This window comes from Leptospira yanagawae serovar Saopaulo str. Sao Paulo = ATCC 700523, from assembly GCF_000332475.2.
GTDB classification, from domain to species: domain Bacteria; phylum Spirochaetota; class Leptospiria; order Leptospirales; family Leptospiraceae; genus Leptospira_A; species Leptospira_A yanagawae.
On sequence record NZ_AOGX02000015.1, the window covers coordinates 660,965 to 679,985 of the forward strand.

The following is a 19,021-nucleotide window of genomic DNA, read 5'->3' on the forward strand; positions in this document are numbered from 1 at the left end:
CTTCGGATTAATGCATTATGGATAGACCACTAAAAGAATTAAAAAAACAAACAACTGAGATGATTGAATCATTTCAGTCATATTGGACTGCACAAAATTTCCAAGAAGATTATGACAGGTTATTGTCTTTGATTGAGAAAGCCAATGACCCGAAGTTATGGGACTCGCCAGAACAAGCAAAAAACGTAGCACAAAAACGGAACGAACTTCAAATGAAGTTAGATCCATGGTTGGATTTAAAAAAAGAACTTTTGGATTTTCCGGATTTGATCGAACTCACATCCGAAGAGATGGGTGAAACAGGTTTAAAATCTCTAAACGATGATTTTGATCGTATGTTTGATGCGTTTGAAAACTTGCAGATGTTAGATGCTCTTTCTGGGAAGGATGATGGGAAGGCTGCTTTTATCAACATCCATCCAGGTGCTGGGGGAACTGAATCACAAGATTGGGCAGATATGTTACTCAGAATGTACACAAGATTTTGTGAGCAAAAAGGTTATCGTGCAGAACTTGTAGACTACCAACCAGGTGAAACTGCTGGAATTAAAAACGCCACCTTATACATCCAAGGTGACCATCCCTTCGGGTATTTAAAATGTGAATCAGGTGTCCATCGTCTTGTTCGGATTTCACCATTTGATTCGAACAAACGTAGGCATACTTCGTTTGCATCCGTTTATGTGACCCCTGAAGTGGATGATGACATCCAAGTGAACATTGAAGAAAAGGATTTACGTGTCGATGTGTATCGTTCCTCAGGAGCCGGTGGACAACATGTCAACACAACTGACTCTGCGGTTCGGATCACACACATTCCCACAGGCGTTGTTGTTTCTTGCCAAATGGAACGTTCCCAAATCAAAAACCGTGATACGGCGATGAAAATGTTAAAAGCTCGGCTTTATGAAATGGAAAAACAAAAAGCCGAAGAAGAAAATGCCAAAAAAGCAGGGGAAAAACGAGACATTGCTTGGGGTTCACAAATTCGAAGTTATGTGTTCCATCCATATAATATGGTGAAAGACCACAGAACCGATTTTGAAACAGGAAATGTCCACGCCGTAATGGATGGTGACCTTGAAGATTTTATCATTGCCTATTTAAAATACCTGACAAACCAGAAGGCTAACGCTAAAGTATAATCCCATGTCTGTAAAACAGGATATTTCCGGTACCTTAAGGAAAATCCAAAAAGAAATCCAACAACTTCCGAATATTACGGATCGTTTAAATTTCATTTTGGAAATGACCCTTACCCTTTTTGGTGCCTCTACAGGGAGTATTTCTATTATGGACCAAGAAGAAAAGGTCCTTACCATTGTGGCTGCCAAAGGGATGGACTGGGAGAAAAAAATTGCGGCAAAACTTCCATTTAACTTCGGTGTGACGGGACGTGCGGCTTCTACAAGAGAAATCACCTATGTTCCTGATGTAACTTTAGATAAAGATTATGTAAAACTTATTGAAACCGTAAGATCAGAACTTGCAATTCCACTACTCACAAGAGACTCTGTTGTTGGAGTTCTGAATTTAGAATCGGATAAAGTAAACTTTTTTTCCCCTGACATCATCAACCAAGCAACACTTTTTGCTTCTCAGCTAACGATTGTAATTCTAGAAGAAAGGATAGCCAAGGAAGCGTTTGAAAAATCTAAACGGGAAGAAGATCCTGTAGAAGAAATTTTAGGTTATGATCCAAGCATACTTTTTTTAAAACATCGGATCCGACAGGTGGGTCCTTCAGATATTTCAGTGATGATCATCGGGGAAGAGGGTGCTGGGAAAAAACTAGTAGCAAAAGCTTTGCATTTTATCTCACAAAGGAAAAATGCTCCCTTTCACACAGTGGACTGTTCTGGTTTAAGTTATGAACTTTTGGAAGCAGAACTTTTTGGAAGTTTCAGTGGCAAAATATTCAATCCTGGAAAATTGGAACAAAGTAATGGTGGATCCTTATACATAGAATCAATTGGGGACCTACCTTCCAATTTACAAAACAAACTTTTTCAAACATTAAGAGATAAATCCATACCCAATCCTATTGCGAAGAAAAAAGAAGAAGTATTAAATATTAGAATGTTTACGGGAAGCAAACGAGATCTTTTGGAAGACATCCAAAAAGAAACGTTTTCGATGGATTTGTATTACCGCCTAGCAGAAGTTCCACTCCGAGTACCACCTTTACGTGAAAGAAGAGGTGACATTCCACTTCTTGCCCATCATTATTTATACCAATACAATAAACAGTATGGAAGAAACAAATCTTTCTCAACCGAGGCTCTAAAAGCTCTCACAGGAATGCCATGGAGTGGGAATGTGCGCCAACTCCAATCAGTCATCCAATACGCCGTTCTTGTCCCGCAGGAAACCGTCCTCGAACCATATTCATTCCAACAAGATGGAAAACGAGAAGAAGAATCGCGCTCCAAGGCTTCTGGATTTGGAGATGGAACGAATGTTCTCACCCCGAGCGAGAACTTGTCCTTGAACTTAGCGATCGAAAAATTGGAGGCAATTTGGATCAAAGAGGCCTTCCAAAGGGCATCTACGCAAGAAGAAGCCGCAAAACTTTTGGGCATCAGCCGTGGTTCGTTGCAATATAAACTCAAAAATAACCAATTTCTGGACGGTTTCACTACCTAATCTTAAGAAAAGAATGGATCGAACCGCTCAGGTGGTCGATAGTAATAGAAAGGAGCTTCGAAGTGGCAGAAAGTTATTACCGGACCATCAGTGGTAAACAATATGACAATGAATTGTTAGAAATCGCAGAGAAGGCCACCAAACGCAGCAAAGCTCCTATCGGCAAAAATGTAGCCAAAACATTATTTGATGCCATCAAAGATGGTGGTGATTATACTGATGTAGAAAAACGCACCGTCAAATACATCCGAGATAATTTTAAATTTTCACCTGATGCCGACGAATACTTAAGATCGGAAATTCGTAAATGGGCAGCCAAAATCTCGGTTCCTGCCGCTAAGAAAAAAACACAATCCAAAACTTCTAATACAAAAGATTCACCTTCCAAGTCAAAATCATCTCGCACTAAAAAAACATCCATCCCTGTTGATGAATCTGAATCTTCCTACATGGAGATTTATGATTCTAGAGAAGATACAAGTTACGAAGTTGCGCCCACACCAGAATACAATGAACTTGTTGCTTTAAATAAATTCCAAATCACACCGAAACAAAGCCAGTTAGGAAAGTACATCCTCATAGGCCTTATCGTTTTGTTTTTACTCATACTATTATTTTTTGGTGTGCGAAGTTGTAATCGCAATACACAAACAAATGTAGCCAACAAAGTGAATGGATCAAACCAAGGATTGGAAACTAGTTCCCGTTCCTTAGAAAGAGTAAATTTGCAGACAGGAAAGGTTTCCAACAAATTTGATACGAGGGGTAAGGCAATTCGCTTTATCAATGACCTTCAAATTCGTTTTATCAAACAAAGTATGGCAACCGAAGACTTAGCAGCAGATAAAATAGCAACTCTTGCAGAAGCACTTAAGACTTATCCAGGGATCAAAGTTCGTGTGAAAGGACATACTTGTTTCATTGGTGAAATGGACGAAAATAAAATTTTGTCAGAAGAAAGAGCAAAGTTTATTTATGATGAACTGATCAAAAATGGTGTGAACCAGAGCCAACTCGATTACCGAGGTTTTGGTGAAACAGCAGAGATTGATACCAACCAAACAGAAGTCGGTCGTATCAAAAATAGAAGGGTAGATTTTACCGTTTTATCAGTAAATCCTAAAGATTAGATAGCAAACGATATAAAGATTTTGTGAGCATCCGTTTGGTGGACCGAACGGATTCAAATAATCCTTCGTACAATAACAAAGATTTTTTTGCTACTCCGAGTCTTGGATTTTCTTTTTCTTCCAAACATAGATGTTCATCATAACCTTCTGTTATCGTTAAAATCACTCGTTGGATTCCTAAACTTAAAATTTCATTTAATCCTTTTTTTTGTGATACTTCTTCATCAATCTTATCCATTTGTTTGATATCTTCTGAAAATGTTTTGGGATTGATTTGGTTTTTCTCAATTTGGTTGTAAATTCTTTGCGAAGTGGTGAGACCTTGTTTCACTAAGATTACAAATTCATTTAATGAAGTAATCGTATTTTGTAAGTCTTTTGCGAGTAATGTTTGGTCAAAAAACGATGGATTGACTGTTAGTTTGGATTGGATCAAATCCTTTGTCATTTTTACCAAATCTTTCTGTTTTTTTGATTCATCTGACAGATTAGAAAATTCTGTTTCAAAATCGGAATATTCCAAACCTTCTAATTTGGCACCAAACTTAGTTAGGTTGGTCCATGGATTTTCTTTTGAATGATCCTCAAACCATTTTTTAAAAATTAACATCTTTTCATTTGTGATATAAGTTTCATTGGCGTTTCCAAGAACTTGTTTTTGTGGTAAGGCAAAGAGTTGTTTATAATTGTGTTTTTCTCTTCGAAATTTTCTTGATTCTAAGTAATTGAGCCTTTCTTCGAGGACCGCGCCTTTTGAGTGAGCAAGTCCTTTTGTAAAACTTAAATCTTGACCAACTAAATATACTTTTTCTGCTCCCATCAGGGTTCCTAGGCTTGCGGCATTGGTAGAAACGGAACCACCAAAAGGAACTGAACCTATTTCGCCAGATGAAGTTTTTTCTAATAATTGGATGAGAGGGAATGGGGATGAAGTCACAAAACCTTTGTTTGGTCCTTTATCTAATCGTAAACTGATGTAAGTTGATGTAGGGTCAAAAATTAATATTCCGTCACCATTATAATCTTCTAAGTATTGGCTATTTAAGGCTTGTGGATCGACAGAATAAATTAAATCAGGGTCCACTCCAAAAGAGGTTAAAATGGGAACAGCTGTATCGACTGCAAGTAAAAGGAATTGGTTTCTATACTTACTGAGTTCAGGGATGGATTCAGATAAACTTGGTCCTGCGCAAGCAATCACAATTTTAATTCCTTTTGCTATGCCAAACAAATCTGACACAGGCCGAAACTTTGAAAGTTCAGGTATGTTATAACAAATATTTTTTGCCCAAATTTTTTCGAAACGAGTGAGAGTCGCAAGGTTCACATCTTTTTTGTGAAACATCTGTTCGGCGATATGTTTCAAGCGAACATATTCTGGTTCCTTCCATTGCCAAGACCCTCGGTGTGGTACAAAACTAATGGGATGGGTTCCTTTTCCTTTGACTGCTTCGGAAAGTTGGTCTTCTAAATGTTCCCCCGTGATGAGAACAAGTTTACCAGACAAAAAAGAATCGGAAAAATCAAATTTGCGAAATGCTTCGAGTATCAGAAAGGGAAAAGGTTCCATCCAAAGGATTGTAACTTTGGGACGTTCTAATAAATACGGAATGATATATCCAATACCAGCACCAAACAATAGATAAATGCGCTCTGTTCCATCATGAGGTAATTCTGATACAAATCGGAAGGCTTCTTTTTTCGGATCAAATTGGCTATGGATCCAGACACCATCTATGACTAAGGTTTCTTCTCCTGTTTTGGACAAAACTCGTTTGTAATCCTTTCCTTCAACCATAGAGTTTTCTGTTTGGATCCATTCCGAAACAGCAGAAGGCAAACTTGCTAAATTTTTGGAAAGAAATGAATCGTTCACTTACGGTTCCAAAATAATTTTTACATTCATGTTGGGTGATAAAGAGGAACTAGGTTTTGGATCTTGTGTTTTGACAAAACCAGATCCTTCGAGGGTGTAAGGTAATTTTAATTGTTTTAATACTTGTATGACTTCGGAAGCAGTAAGACCTGTGAGGTCTGGCATTTGTTTTGGATCTACCTTAAACAATTTGTTTTTTTGGTTTTGCAATCGATAAACCAAAGCTTTTTCACTTCGTTCCACAATCGGAATGATACTTTCAACGACTTCACGAAAAACAGGAGCCGCAATCCCACCTCCGGTATGAGACTCACCACCTGGTTCATCAAAAACAATCAGACCAACATACTTTGGTTTGTCGGCAGGAAAAAAACCAAGAAAACTTGCAGTAAAAAGTCCCGCTTGGTAACCAGCCCCCGCTTTTGCTTTTTGAGATGTACCCGTTTTTCCGGCAATGAAGTAGTTTTCTAAGTAGGCTTTTTTACCTGTTCCTTGTGAAACAGCTTTACCCATTGCATTTAATGTTTTTGCTGCAGCCCCTGGCTTAATCCCAAGTAACTCCGATTTGGTGGAAAATTCATGTACCAATTCCCCATATGAATTTGTGATTTGGGACACAACCGAAGGTTCAAATAAAATCCCACCATTCACAACGGCTGCTGCGGCAGTAATGAGTTGGATGGGTGTAACGGAAACCCCTTGCCCAATGGAGAGGAAGTAGGGAGTACTTTTATTCCATTTGTTTTGAGGGGCGAGGTATCCTTTTGCTTCGTGTATAGAAAAATTAGTGCGTTTTCCAAATTTAAAATTGTCCAGATAACGATAGTATGTTGCCTCATCAATTTTTTGTGCGGCCTTTATGATTCCAACATTACAAGAATATTGTAAAATTTCATCTAAGTTTACGTGGCCATGGTTATCTGTGCAACGGATGATTGTTTTACCAATTTCAATGTATCCTGGACAGTGGAATCGTTCTCCAGGTAAAATTTTACCTTCGTTTAAAAGCATTAGCGCGATGAAAATTTTCATCGTGGATCCTGGTTCGTATACATGTCGGATGGACCAATTGCTATGAGATTCAACTGGGAAATCTTGGAAATGGTTGGGGTCAAAACTTGGAAAGGATGCCATTGCCAAAATTTTTCCTGTTTCTGTATCCATGATCATCCCAATACCACGTTTGGAAGCTGTCTGCAGGAATGCCTTTTGTAAGGACTTTTCCAATCGGTATTGAATGATACTGTCAATTGTTAGATGAACATTATTTCCTTTCGCCGATTCTGCATCCGGTGTGGATAAAAGTTCGAGATTGTATAACATCTCAAGTCCCGAGAGGGCTTTATCATCATCATAACCAGTAAATCCAAGTAAACTTGCAGCAAGACTTCCTTGTGGATAAATCCGTTTGTATTCTTTTTCGACACGTACGCCAGGAAGGGAAAGTGTTTTGATTTTTTCTGCTTTGGATAATTCAATTTCACGTTTTAACAAAAAATAATTTTGTTTCTCTCGAATTGTTTCCATAAGTTTGTTTGTTGGAATTCCCAGAACAGGGCCTAACTCTTGTGCGGTGAGTTCTGGATCGTATATATTAGATGGATCAATCCCTACGGTTGCAGATTCTCTTGAGATCGCAAGTTCTATCCCTCGCCGATCATAAATTGTTCCTCTTTGGACAAATTTGTTTGCTTTTAGATTGATGATGTTTTCGTTGAAGTAGGTGAGATACACCACACGGAAAATTAAAACGACGAATAACGAAATAATAAAATAAAAAATGTACTTAAAACGAAGTTTGTATTCTGTCATTGTTAAAAATAAAAGACTACCTTTCCTTTGATTTTTTCTACAGGCACTAGACCGAAGGATCTAGAATCAGTGGAATACTGACGGTTGTCACCGAGTAACAAATAATAACCGGGTGGAATCCTTCCTTGTTTGTCCATAGCAAGAAATGGAGAATGATGGCGATTTAAAAAAACGGATGTTGAAGGTTCACTTGTGTATGTTCCTTTTGGAAGGTAATTTTCTAAAAGTTCCTTGGAATCAATCAATACTCTACCTGATTCAATGGAATAAAATTCTCCCGGTAGACCAATCACACGTTTGACAACAAGCTCATCTTCTTGGCTTACAAATAAAACCAAGTCTAGTTTGCCTATACTCGGTTCCGTATATAAAATCTCAGTTCCAAAAAATTTGGCGGAGATGGCAAATCCACCTTTCCACACAAAGACGATGGAACCGTGTTCCAAGGTGGGATACATAGAATTTCCCTGAACCGAGTAAATTTGGAATAAAAAGATACGGACAAAGAGTAAGAAACAGAGAAATAAGAAGACGAAGAGGCTCCTTCTCAAGTATCGTTTGCATTTGAACCACCATCCAGGGGTCTTAGTTTCTGTTTCCATATCCATCAAAAAACGATAAAAATCATTCGTGCATTTTTCCCCTTTCCAAAGAATGGAAAAGGAAGTTTCCGTAAATCTGAAGCCTAGAGAAGTCTATGTCACTTACAAAATATCAATTCCGAGCACAGTTTCGCTGCACGAACGACGCCTGTCGTAAAACCTACCCACTCCACCAAGTGATTTATTCTTGTTCTAGTTGTGGAGAACTTCTGAACGTTGAACATGATTTAGACAGCTTAAAAAAAATCCCTGCAAACGAGTGGAAGTCAACTTTCGAATCTCGTTTCCGCTCCAGCCAATTTCCGAATGCTTCTGGGGTTTGGGGGAAAAAAGAATGGGTCCTGCCCGAAATCAAAGATGAAAACATCATCACTTCTGGAGAAGGGACAACCCATCTCTACGACGCATCCCGATTTGCCAAAGACCTCGGTTTAAAAAGCCTACACGTAAAACAATGCGGAGTTTCTCACACAGGTTCCTTCAAAGATTTGGGGATGACCGTACTTGTGAGCCAGGTGAACCAAATGATTGCCGATGGTGTTCCGATTAAAGCAGTTGCTTGTGCTTCCACTGGTGACACGTCGGCAGCCCTTGCATCGTATGCCGCAAAGGCTGGAATCCCAGCCATCATCCTACTTCCCGCTAACAAAGTGTCAACGGCACAGCTCATCCAACCAGTTTCCAATGGAGCCATTGTACTGGCACTCGAAACGGATTTTGATGGTTGTATGGCGGTTGTGAAAGAACTCACGCAAGAAAAGTCAATTTACCTAGCAAATTCGATGAATTCGCTTCGCATCGAAGGACAAAAATCAATTTCCATAGAGATCACCCAACAATTGGGATGGCAAGTTCCTGATTGGGTTGTGATCCCCGGTGGGAATTTGGGGAATGTGTCAGCACTTGGTATGGGTTTTGAAATGATGTTGGAACTTGGTCTGATTGACAAATTGCCAAGGATCATCCTTGCCCAAGCAAAAAATGCCAGTCCCTTATATGATTCGTTTAAGAAAGGTTTTGCGGAGTTCTCACCAGTAACTGCCGAAAAAACCTTAGCATCGGCGATCCAAATCGGTGACCCGGTATCCGTAAAAAAAGCGATCCGTGTTCTCAAAAAATTCAATGGAATTGTGGAAGTGGCAACCGAAGAAGAATTAGCGAACGCAAGCGCGAAGGGGGATTTGTACGGATTGTATAACGACCCTCATACGGGAGTGGCACTTGCGGCACTTTTGAAATCAATCCAATCGGGTGAGGTCAAACAAAATGAGTCAGTGGTTGTCATTTCCACAGCGAACGGCCTTAAATTTACCGAATTCAAACTTGCATTCCATGAAGGTAAAATTCCCAAAGTGGAGGAAGCTCTAAGGAATGTGATTTTGCCTTGCAAACCAACTCTTTCAGGTGTGATGGAAATCCTAGGCAAACATTTGAAGAAAACATAAATCGCTAGACAAATCCAGAATCTACTGGCAAATTTTTGAAGTTTACCGGTATGTCCCAAGAGATTTCTCTCAGTCCAGATTTTTGTCATACAGTCGACAAGGCAGTTTTGGCTGGGAAAAAAATTTCCATGATCACCTATGTGATGGGAGACATAGGTGAGTCCAAACTCAAATACATTTTACTAAAAATTTTGAGTTCTGTCGGGAGGGAAGACCTGATGGAGCTGTTTTATACAGCCGCGAAAGAACTCATTGTCAATTCGACAAAGGCTGCGATCAAACGCATCATCTTCGAAGAACTCCGACTCAATATCCAAAACTTAGAAGATTATGAAGAAGGTATGAAACTCTTCAAATCGAGTTTGAATGAACGCAAATTTCCGACCTACAAACGAAAAATGAGAGAGTCGGGGCTCTATGTTAAAATCACTTGTATTTACAAAAAAAATAAAATCGATTTAGAAATTCGAAATAATTTTCCACTTTTGCCAATTGAGGCAGAAAGGGTAAAAGAAAAGTTTATTAATGCTAAAAAGTATGATAATCTATTCGAGTTCTTTATGGAACATGGCGACAGTACAGAAGGTGCGGGTATGGGTATCACGATGGTAGAAATATTATTGTCTCAATCTGGATTTGATCGTCGTTTATTTTCAATCTATTCTTCAGAAAGGAAAAAGGAAACAGTAGCGCGTGTAGAAGTTCCATTGGATGACATACCAAAATCGAATGGAATTCCTGAACAACTGTTTGTAGAATAATGTCAGAACTAAGCTCAAAAGCAGACCAATTAAAAAGACAAGCAGACCTCCTTGGTTTGACAAGAGAGGCCGTGTTTACTGATGAACAAGCCAAAGAAGTTTTACAAGGGAAAATCACAGATGGTTATCTTGTAAAAGTAAAAATTGATTTGGACAGTTTGAACGGTATGGTACTCATTTTAGTATCATCTATCCGTAAACACATAATGGAATTGTATGCTGTTGTGGGAACCTCGCCTACATTTCGGCGCATTCGAACCTTCGCTGACCATGTCCAAATTTCCACGGACTTAGGTGATATCGGAAAAACGGGAGGATACGATCCTGCAATTTCAGAAAATATAGGTCGAGCTGTCCACCGCACTTTCACCAAAGAGAAGTTAGAAGAACTTCTCCCCCTTTGGCAAAAAAAAGATCCATCCCATATCGCAGAAATTTTAGAGAATCCAATTCTTATGGCAACCAAAGGGAGGAATATCAAACTCCAAGCAGAAGTGGATAAAATTTCCACTGCTAAGTTTCGCTATGAAAATCCGATGAAAGGTGTCATCCTTCCCATTCCAAAACCTGAAGATGAAGCAGCGAGCGCTCAGGATGCATCGATTCCTTCTATCTCCACCGAACCGGCAAAAGGTGAAGGTTCTGCATTAGAAAGGCAAATCGCTGGCTTCCGAGTTGGTTTTCCAAAAGAACTCAATATGAAAACAGTCATCTCTCCTATCAATGGAGTGGAATTTGACAATCTCATTGAAGGGATGGAAATTTTATTTCGAGTTCCCACGGAAACTCCAGAAGGAATGACCAATGCAGAAATCCTTGGTCTCATCGATGAGGAGGGGAAAATTAAAAAGGATCCTGTTGTTGGAAAATTTTTAGGAATCGCTAGCAACAAAACGGAATACCATATCTTTGCCGAAGGTCCAAATCAATATTTATTACATTCAGTGGAAGAACATCCTGTTAAAGTAGCAATTCCAAAACCAACAGCAATGGCTGGAGCTGGAAACAAAGTGGGAGCTGGTCAAACTCAAAAGAAAAAAGTGGGGCAAGGACAATCCCAGGATACAAAATCATCAGGTGCCAACTTATTTATGTTAATGGGAGCCTTTATCACCATCGTTCTCATTGGAGTCCTAATCTTTGTGATGGTGATCTTGTAAAGGGAGATTAATCTAATTCAAATTAGATTTCCTGGTGACTAAACTTAAGCTTCTTAAGCAAATCTAGAAGTATATTTGTCATTTAAAAAGCTCTGGTATAAGTTATCGAATCTTAGATTACATTTTATTTTGAATTGTCTTTTTCATTTACTCCCTCGACAATTCGAATTTCATCGTTTGTCAGTCCATACAATTCATAAACCATTCGATCAATCTCTTTATCCGTAGAATCAATGACTCCTTTAATCGATAGCGCTTCTTTACGTAAACGCTCAAAACGATCGAGCCATTTCTCTTCATCCTTTACCGATAAAATTATTTTCTTTTTCTTGAGTTCACCTGCAAACTCGGACCAGTCAAGTAAATACCAATCCTCTAACTTCTCCGTTAGTCTTTCGATTTTAAATTCAGAAATTAAAAGAGTTGAAAACTTCTTTTGTATTTCTAGCAATTCTTTGCATTTTTTAAGCATAATATCGGCTTGCTGTATGAATGGCTTCTGGTTAGTTGGGGAAATGTTTTTTATAGGAAATTTTCTAAGGTCTTCCAAAATTACTTTTGGAAACATTAAGCGAACCGATTTAGCTGTGTTCATTAAAAAATAATAAGAAAGTAGAGAACTATTTAATATTGTTAAAATATATTTCAATTCAACGTTGGAGTCTTCTCTTTCTAAAATTGCAATATTGCTTCGATTAAAAAGATATAACTCTTCATTATAAGTTCCGATTATCATTCGAGGGTATTTGCCAGTTATCTCTCTAATAATAATATTTGGATTTTCAAAAATATCAATTGTTCTTGGTGCGGCAAGATGTTCACCATACTGTAAATATATTCCTGACCAATCAATACAATATCTCTTTACATCTTTTCCATCTAAGTATTCAAACGTATTTGAATCAAATTTATAATCATAATCAAAAGGTCTTTTTTTTACATCTTCCGAAGACTGTTTTGGTTTTCCTTTACCAGCTTCATAGGCTTGAAGTCCTGCTTTTATATTAGTCAAATCATTTAAAGGAACGGTATTCTTTTTTATTTTTTCTAAAAGTTTGTCTCCTTTCTCATCGGAGAAAACATAGAACTCAGAGTTTTCATTTTTACGAAATTCATCCTGTTTCTTTTTGTGAGAGAATTCGAAAACATTTCCATTACTAAGTAGAATTTCAATTTCATTATTCCTTATAGATTCTTTCTTTCCTATCATAATAATTGTTTCGACACTCACGCCTTCGAAAGAGTAACCAGAAAGATTTATGATTCGCTCTATAGACATATTTGCCAGAACATATTCTCGAAGATTTTTTGCAGAGCTTATCATTAACCAAGCATTTGGTACAATTAAACCTAAATTAGCATTTGTAGAAAGTAATTTAAGACCTCTTTCAATAAATAATAAGTAAGTATTTACTTGGTATTGCGCACTTTCATATTTTTTTATATAGAAGTTTTTTTCCTCTTGCGAAATCTTTTCACGAGCGAAGACATACGGCGGATTTCCAACAACAACATCAAAGCCACCTCTATTCATAATGTTTGAGAACTCTTTTTTCCAATCAAACGCAAGATCTCCAACAATCAATGGATCATCTATTAATGAATTTCCGACTTTAATATTATTGTGAAGGCTATTGAGCTTTTTATTCTTCGCCGCAGTCTTGAGCCAAAGGGCAAGCTTTGTGATCTCGACTGATTCACGGTTTAAGTCAACGCCATACAGATTGTTTTCGAGAATTGTTTTGCTGATTGAGTCAAAATCAAAAAGCTCACCTTGTGCGGTTTTATTTTTTATTTCTTTTATCTCTTTATATACTCTTTCATGTTCGTTCCATAGATAATTGAACGCAGCGATTAAGAATGCACCTGAACCACAGGCGGGATCTAGAATTTTTATTTTAGAAAGATATTCATCTCTATATTCACGTAAGATGGTATATTCTTTGTTCTTTTTTAAATTGGAATATTTCTTGATTACTTCTATTTCTTTCTCCTTTAACCAAGACCCAACAGTATTTTCAACAATGTAGCGAGTGATATAATCAGGGGTATAGAAGACTCCTTCTTTTTTGCGTTTGGTTTTTTTTGCATCAAATTCGAAATGTTTGTGCTCAACAACTTCAAACTCTTTTCCAAAGTCTATGAATTGTTCTTTATTTAGTTTTGTAGGATTTTGGTCAAATTCTTGGAAACTTACACGCATTTCTTCTAAATCAGAAATACTTTGTTCGAAAATATGCCCAAGAATGTTTACATTGAGTTCATTTTCGTCCCCGAAGTCATATTGATTTCCAATTTCGGCAACTTTCTCGAATAGGAAATTAGGAAGTTTCAGAGAATCCAGTTCAATGTCTGGTTTGAATAGTTCTCCATTGTATCCACCTTCAATGCCAAATGCCTTGCCTTCATCAATCGCCTGGAATAGATCTTTTATTTTTGCATAGATACTAAAATGATTCGGGTTATAGTATTTATCTTTTAACTGAGAACTTATAATATCACCAGAGAGAATATTGGAAGGAATTAGATTTTCTCGAGAATCTTCACAAAACTGACCTGCTCCCCAAAAACTGCACCGATATTTAAGTTAGTTTTCTCCGATATTAAGGAGAGAGCATTATGGCAAGAAAGAAGATAGAAGAAAGCGAGATTTTTCGGATATTAAAGGAAGCAGAAACAGGTATTCCAATCAAGGAACTTTCACGAAAATACGGAATCACTGAACAAACATTTTATCGCTGGCGTAACAAGTATGGAGGAATGGAGCTTAGCGAAATCAAGAAGATGAAGGCACTCGAGCAGGAAAATTCAAATCTCAAAAGATTGGTAGCTGACATGGCTCTCGAAATCCAAGCAATTAAGAATGTTTTGGGAAAAAAGTTTTGAGCAGATCAACGAAGGAGAGAGCAGTTGATCTGCTAGTTGAAGAGGGACTTTCTCTAAACAGAAGCCTAGATGTTGTTCTTCTTCCTAAATCAAGTTATTATTATCAGCCGAAAGCTATTGATGAAGAGACAATGAACGAAATTCGAAGACTTGCTTTTCGATGGAAACGGGAAGGCTATCGACGAATTTACCGAAGGTTAAGAAGGTCGGGTAGGACAATCAATCATAAGAAAGTATATCGACTATATTGCTTAGAAGGGCTTAAAATAAGGACAAAACCGAAGCGAAAGAAAAGAAATGCATCATCACAGCAACTACCATTGCCTAAGAATTCAAACGAAGTTTGGTCAATGGACTTTGTTTTCGAACGGACGATTGATGGAAGAAAGCAAAGAATTTTAACAGGTATTGATCATTTAACAAGAGAGAATACCATACTTCAGGCAGAGTTTACTTTTTCGTCAGAAAAGTTGATCAGATATTTAAACACCCTCGAAAGACTTCCAAGAGCATTTGTTTTGGATAATGGAACAGAATTTACATCCAAAGACTTCCAGAAATGGGCAGAAGATAAGGGGATAGAAATTCACTTTATTGAAAAAGGAAAACCAACACAAAATGCATTTATAGAAAGTTTCAATGGTAAACTTAGAGATGAGTGTTTGAATCTACACTACTTTAAAAATCAAAGAGAGTTAACCGATGCTTTGCGAATTTTCCAAAAGGAATACAACGACGAGCGTCTTCACTCTTCATTGAATTACTTGACTCCTTCAGAGTTTAAGCGATCTTATGGTTGAAATGTTTAGAGAAAACTAACTTATCCATTGGTACTGAAAATGGGGGCAGGTCAAAACCAACAAAAGATAATTCTATCTAAAAGTTTCTGAATCAATTGAAGTAAATCAGATTTTGGTTTTATTGATTCATATTGGTTATTGTGTTTTAATGCTTCATAAAAAAATTGAGTTCTTAAATTTTTATAAGAAAGGTAGAATTCTTTTTGGACTTTTGTTTCTTCTAATCCTTTAATTTTTAGAAGTTCTTCTGTACGAGAGATACCATTGGAATACAGAAGATTTTCTTTTTTTAAAAGTGTGATAAACTTTAAAAGTTCAGTTTCCGTTGATAGGGGTAAAAATTTATCCTTATATTCTTTCGGAACACTAAAATAGAAAGTCTCAAAGGAATTCTGTCCCTTATCTTTATTATAAATTCGTATTTCATTAAAGTTAGTAACAATTCCCCATTTCGCAGATGGGTGATTCAGAAGGTATTTCCAACATTGATCAACTGGAGATAGTTTATCACGACGGTTGGAAAGTTTTGTTAAATCACTAGTCTCCTGTCCTTTAAATTCAATAACAACTTCTGCATCTCCTTTAATTTTTGAAAACTGCCCTAAAGCTAAATCAGCGAAGCCTGATCCACCAGACACACCTGCACCTTCAATCTTGTATTTCGGATAAATATGAAAGCTTTCTGAGTTTTCTCCCTTACCTTTGTAACCTAGAATTTTCTTAAAAATTAAGTCTACAAACTCCAATTCATCTATACTTTCTTTATCTACATCAGGATTAAAGGATTCACAATTCTGCTGCCAATTTGTAACTAAATTTACTAGTTCCTTCAATCTCTCGGGAGAAATGTTTAATTCATTTCTGAAATAGTTATTTTTTTTAAAATATGTTTCGTTAAATAGTGATTGTGGCATATTATTTTATTTAGTTTTCGAAATTTACACCTAACTAGTATATCAGCGATATCATTAAATTAGTAAGTAAACTAGTCCAATGAAAATAAATGAAAATTTGGGAAAAAGTCCAATATTATTTAGAGGCAATAGTGTATCTAGATGACTATTTATTTTCGGAATTTGTCTCGGTTTATGGAATTGATGGTTTCCATTTCAACTTCAGTTTTAAAACAAGAGAGAATTTTCGATAAAGTAAGAGATAAAATGGAAATTATGTAGATAAATAAACTTTAACCCGCCACTACGATGTTGACGAGTTTACCTTTGACATAAATTTCTTTTTTGATTTCTTTTCCGACCCAGAAAGGTTTTGCCTTTTCCACTTCTTTGGCAAGTGACAAGGCTTCTTTTTCTTCGATGTCTCTTGGTGCTAAAAATTCTCCACGCATTTTCCCGTTCACTTGGACAACAATGGTGATATTCGCATCAATTAAATACTTCTCATCCCATTTTGGGTAGGGATGGTAAGCAAGAGATTCTTTGTGACCGAGTTTTGCCCAAAGTTCTTCTGCTAGGTGGGGAGCAAACGGGCTAAGTGCTAATACAAATGGTTCTAATACTTTTTTAGGTTTTCTAGGATTACTTGTAAACTCATTGATAAAGATCATCATTTGAGAAACCGCAGTATTGAATGCAAAACCATCAATGTCGTCTTTTACTTTTTTGATCGTCCGATGGAGGGTTTTGAGTTCTGCTTCATTCGGTTCGATATCTTCCACAAAAAAGGATTCGTTTTCGCCAGAGTGAAAGAGGCGCCAAACACGATTTAAAAATCGGAAGACTCCATCCACTCCGTTTTTACTCCAAGGTTTGGACATCTCAAAAGGTCCCATAAACATTTCAAAGAGTCGTAATGTATCGGCACCAAATTCAGAAACCACATCATCGGGATTGACAACATTGCCACGTGACTTGGACATTTTTCCTTTGTCTTCACCGAGGATAAGACCTTGGTGGACCAATTTTTGGAAAGGTTCGGGTGTTGAAACATGACCCAAATCAAATAGGATTTTATGCCAAAATCGGGAGTATAATAAGTGTAATACGGCGTGTTCTGCACCACCCACATACACTTCTACTGGCATCCACATCTTTTCAAGTTCTGGATCAATGAGTTTGTCATTGTTTCTGGGATCAATGTAACGAAGGTAATAATAACAAGATCCTGCCCACTGAGGCATGGTATTCGTTTCTCGTTTTCCAATTTCCCCTGTTTCTGGGTCTTTGTAAACTAACCAATCTTTGGCGAGCGCAAGTGGAGATTCTCCCGTTCCTGAAGGTTTGAATTCTTCTAAATCAGGAAGGACTAATGGTAATTCTGCGTCGGATAATGCTTTTGGTGATCCATCTTCAAAGTGAACGAGTGGAATCGGTTCACCCCAATACCTTTGTCTTGCAAAAAGCCAATCTCTCAGTTTGAATTGGATTTTTTTACGACCAATTCCTTTTTTTTCTGCCCAAGTAACCATGGTTTGGAAGGCATCTTTGTAAGATATGCCATCTAACTGCACTTCAGCGGAGGAAGAGTTGATACATACAGATTCTTTGGAATCAAAAGCAAGGTTTGCTTCCATCTTTCCATCGATCACTTGTTTAATGGGAAGTTGGAACTTTACAGCAAAATCATAGTCTCTTTGGTCGTGGGCAGGAACCGCCATAATGGCACCAGTTCCATAAGAAATTAAAACATAATCAGAAATATAAATCGGAACTTTGACAGATGGATCTGTTGGTAACTCTGCATAGGCTCCAGTGAAGACACCTGTTTTGTCTTTATTCAGTTCGGTTCGTTCCAAATCACTTTTTAAGGAACAATCTTTTTGGTAGGTTTCCACAGCCAATTTTTGTTCTGGAGTTGTCAGCTCTGCGACAAGTGGATGTTCCGGCGCTAGAACCAGGTAGGTCGCTCCAAAAATGGTATCAGGTCGTGTGGTATATACGGTTATGTCTTTTTTTACTGTTGGGACATGGAAACTGAGTTCCAATCCTTCGGATTTTCCAATCCAATTGCGTTGCATCTCAAGTGTGGATGGTGGCCATTCACAAAGAGAAAGATCATTTAGCAATCGTTCGGCGTAAGAAGTGATGCGCATCATGTACTGGCGCATGGGTTTTCGTTCGACCGAATACCCTTTGGAAGTCCATTCTTCGACTTCTTCGTTGGCAAGAACAGTGCCAAGAGCCTCACACCAATTCACTGGGATATTGGCTTCGTACACCAATCGGAAATGGGACAAAATGTCCTCTTTTGCTTTCCGAGATTTGGATTTCCAATCGGCACCAGAGAATTGGATCCCTTTTGGAAGTTCTACCCCTTCAAATGCCCGAGAACCTTCGGTTTCCAAAGTTTTGACAAGTTGGGTGATAGGGACTGCTTTGTTTTCTTTGCGATCAAAGTAGGAATTGTAGATTTGCAAAAAAATCCACTGGGTCCAACGGTAATAGTCTGGGTGGGTAGTGGAAATTTCCCTTTCCCAATCATAAGAAAGCCCAAGGCTTTTGATTTGGCGGCGAAAGGTATCAATGTTATTTTTCGTGGTAGTGCGCGGGTGGATGCCCGTTGTCATGGCATAACGTTCTGCAGGGAGTCCAAATGCATCCCAACCCATTGGGTGCAAAACCTCGTATCCTTCCATACGTTTGAGTCTTGAGATGATGTCAGTGGCTGTGTATCCTTCTGGGTGGCCAACGTGAAGGCCTGCACCACTTGGGTACGGAAACATGTCTAAACAATAGTATTTAGGTTTGGATGAGTGTGCGTTTGTGCGAAAGGTCTGGTGGTCGTCCCAGTATTTTTGCCATTTTTGTTCAATATCTTGGAATGGATAATTCATCGACTAACGTAGAGAAAGTGTAGTTAATTCTACTTTCTCACGGAGTCGATGATTTTTACAAGCTTTTTGAAACTCTTGGACAAACAAACTTTGCAAAGATTGTACTGATAAAG

General features: G+C 37.9%; 14 protein-coding genes. 8 read left to right on the forward strand and 6 right to left on the reverse strand.

The features are described from left to right. The first annotated feature begins 17 nt into the window (after window positions 1-17). The 3 genes from prfB to LEP1GSC202_RS06865 all read left to right on the forward strand — a co-directional run bounded on the left by prfB (window position 18) and on the right by LEP1GSC202_RS06865 (window position 3,776). Window positions 18-1,145, forward strand: coding sequence for a peptide chain release factor 2 (gene prfB, locus LEP1GSC202_RS06855; protein ID WP_015677031.1), 1,128 nt, complete (start codon window positions 18-20; stop codon window positions 1,143-1,145). A gap of 4 nt (window positions 1,146-1,149) precedes the next feature. Further along, window positions 1,150-2,646: a sigma 54-interacting transcriptional regulator gene (locus LEP1GSC202_RS06860; protein ID WP_015677025.1), complete on the forward strand. Its 1,497-nt coding sequence runs from the start codon at window positions 1,150-1,152 to the stop codon at window positions 2,644-2,646. A gap of 62 nt (window positions 2,647-2,708) precedes the next feature. Then, the gene (locus tag LEP1GSC202_RS06865) at window positions 2,709-3,776 is read left to right on the forward strand and encodes an OmpA family protein (protein WP_015676904.1); all 1,068 of its coding nucleotides are present in this window, start codon (window positions 2,709-2,711) and stop codon (window positions 3,774-3,776) included. On the opposite strand, the gene LEP1GSC202_RS06870 is transcribed toward LEP1GSC202_RS06865, so the two are convergent. Genes LEP1GSC202_RS06870 through lepB form a run of 3 tightly spaced genes read right to left on the reverse strand, consistent with a single transcriptional unit; the run spans window position 3,766 to window position 8,072 of the window. Continuing rightward, the gene (locus LEP1GSC202_RS06870; protein WP_015677597.1) at window positions 3,766-5,652 is read right to left on the reverse strand and encodes a motility associated factor glycosyltransferase family protein; all 1,887 of its coding nucleotides are present in this window, start codon (window positions 5,650-5,652) and stop codon (window positions 3,766-3,768) included. The genes LEP1GSC202_RS06865 and LEP1GSC202_RS06870 overlap by 11 nt on opposite strands. Then, window positions 5,653-7,464: a penicillin-binding protein gene (locus tag LEP1GSC202_RS06875; RefSeq protein ID WP_015677496.1), complete on the reverse strand. Its 1,812-nt coding sequence runs from the start codon at window positions 7,462-7,464 to the stop codon at window positions 5,653-5,655. Between the two features lie 2 nt (window positions 7,465-7,466). Then, window positions 7,467-8,072, reverse strand: a complete 606-nt coding sequence (lepB, locus tag LEP1GSC202_RS06880; protein WP_039928321.1) for a signal peptidase I — start codon at window positions 8,070-8,072, stop codon at window positions 7,467-7,469. A gap of 89 nt (window positions 8,073-8,161) precedes the next feature. On the opposite strand from lepB, the gene thrC reads away from it, so the two are divergent. The 3 genes from thrC to LEP1GSC202_RS06895 are packed head-to-tail and all read left to right on the forward strand — an operon-like array spanning window position 8,162 to window position 11,432. Beyond that, window positions 8,162-9,511 (forward strand): threonine synthase, encoded by a 1,350-nt coding sequence (gene thrC, locus LEP1GSC202_RS06885; RefSeq protein WP_015677371.1) that lies wholly within the window; start codon window positions 8,162-8,164, stop codon window positions 9,509-9,511. Window positions 9,512-9,561: 50 nt separating this feature from the next. Continuing rightward, complete coding sequence (locus tag LEP1GSC202_RS06890) at window positions 9,562-10,272, forward strand: hypothetical protein (protein ID WP_015676401.1); 711 nt, start codon at window positions 9,562-9,564, stop codon at window positions 10,270-10,272. Further along, window positions 10,272-11,432, forward strand: a complete 1,161-nt coding sequence (locus LEP1GSC202_RS06895; RefSeq protein WP_015677104.1) for an LIC10486 family protein — start codon at window positions 10,272-10,274, stop codon at window positions 11,430-11,432. The genes LEP1GSC202_RS06890 and LEP1GSC202_RS06895 overlap by 1 nt, the downstream gene beginning before the upstream one ends. A gap of 124 nt (window positions 11,433-11,556) precedes the next feature. On the opposite strand, the gene LEP1GSC202_RS06900 is transcribed toward LEP1GSC202_RS06895, so the two are convergent. Beyond that, window positions 11,557-13,635 (reverse strand): Eco57I restriction-modification methylase domain-containing protein, encoded by a 2,079-nt coding sequence (locus LEP1GSC202_RS06900; protein WP_015677537.1) that lies wholly within the window; start codon window positions 13,633-13,635, stop codon window positions 11,557-11,559. A gap of 416 nt (window positions 13,636-14,051) precedes the next feature. Between LEP1GSC202_RS06900 and LEP1GSC202_RS06905 the strand changes: the two genes are divergently transcribed. Next, the gene (locus LEP1GSC202_RS06905) at window positions 14,052-14,318 is read left to right on the forward strand and encodes a transposase (protein ID WP_015675631.1); all 267 of its coding nucleotides are present in this window, start codon (window positions 14,052-14,054) and stop codon (window positions 14,316-14,318) included. After that, complete coding sequence (locus LEP1GSC202_RS06910) at window positions 14,315-15,118, forward strand: IS3 family transposase (protein ID WP_015675630.1); 804 nt, start codon at window positions 14,315-14,317, stop codon at window positions 15,116-15,118. The genes LEP1GSC202_RS06905 and LEP1GSC202_RS06910 overlap by 4 nt, the downstream gene beginning before the upstream one ends. 50 nt (window positions 15,119-15,168) lie before the next feature. Here the strand turns inward: LEP1GSC202_RS06910 and LEP1GSC202_RS06915 are convergent, their stop codons facing one another. Next, window positions 15,169-16,032: a hypothetical protein gene (locus LEP1GSC202_RS06915; RefSeq protein ID WP_015676470.1), complete on the reverse strand. Its 864-nt coding sequence runs from the start codon at window positions 16,030-16,032 to the stop codon at window positions 15,169-15,171. Window positions 16,033-16,304: 272 nt separating this feature from the next. After that, window positions 16,305-18,908 (reverse strand): leucine--tRNA ligase, encoded by a 2,604-nt coding sequence (gene leuS, locus LEP1GSC202_RS06920; RefSeq protein ID WP_015676358.1) that lies wholly within the window; start codon window positions 18,906-18,908, stop codon window positions 16,305-16,307. Window positions 18,909-19,021 lie beyond the last annotated feature (113 nt).

Bases quoted from the DNA above. Each gene is read 5' to 3' on its own strand.
- lepB (WP_039928321.1), bottom strand. From the start codon at position 8,072: ATGGATATGGAAACAGAAACTAAGACCCCTGGATGGTGGTTCAAATGC.
- LEP1GSC202_RS06860 (WP_015677025.1), top strand. From the start codon at position 1,150: ATGTCTGTAAAACAGGATATTTCCGGTACCTTAAGGAAAATCCAAAAA.
- thrC (WP_015677371.1), top strand. From the start codon at position 8,162: ATGTCACTTACAAAATATCAATTCCGAGCACAGTTTCGCTGCACGAAC.
- prfB (WP_015677031.1), top strand. From the start codon at position 18: ATGGATAGACCACTAAAAGAATTAAAAAAACAAACAACTGAGATGATT.
- LEP1GSC202_RS06905 (WP_015675631.1), top strand. From the start codon at position 14,052: ATGGCAAGAAAGAAGATAGAAGAAAGCGAGATTTTTCGGATATTAAAG.
- LEP1GSC202_RS06890 (WP_015676401.1), top strand. From the start codon at position 9,562: ATGTCCCAAGAGATTTCTCTCAGTCCAGATTTTTGTCATACAGTCGAC.
- leuS (WP_015676358.1), bottom strand. From the start codon at position 18,908: ATGAATTATCCATTCCAAGATATTGAACAAAAATGGCAAAAATACTGG.
- LEP1GSC202_RS06875 (WP_015677496.1), bottom strand. From the start codon at position 7,464: ATGACAGAATACAAACTTCGTTTTAAGTACATTTTTTATTTTATTATT.
- LEP1GSC202_RS06895 (WP_015677104.1), top strand. From the start codon at position 10,272: ATGTCAGAACTAAGCTCAAAAGCAGACCAATTAAAAAGACAAGCAGAC.
- LEP1GSC202_RS06915 (WP_015676470.1), bottom strand. From the start codon at position 16,032: ATGCCACAATCACTATTTAACGAAACATATTTTAAAAAAAATAACTAT.
- LEP1GSC202_RS06900 (WP_015677537.1), bottom strand. From the start codon at position 13,635: ATGCGTGTAAGTTTCCAAGAATTTGACCAAAATCCTACAAAACTAAAT.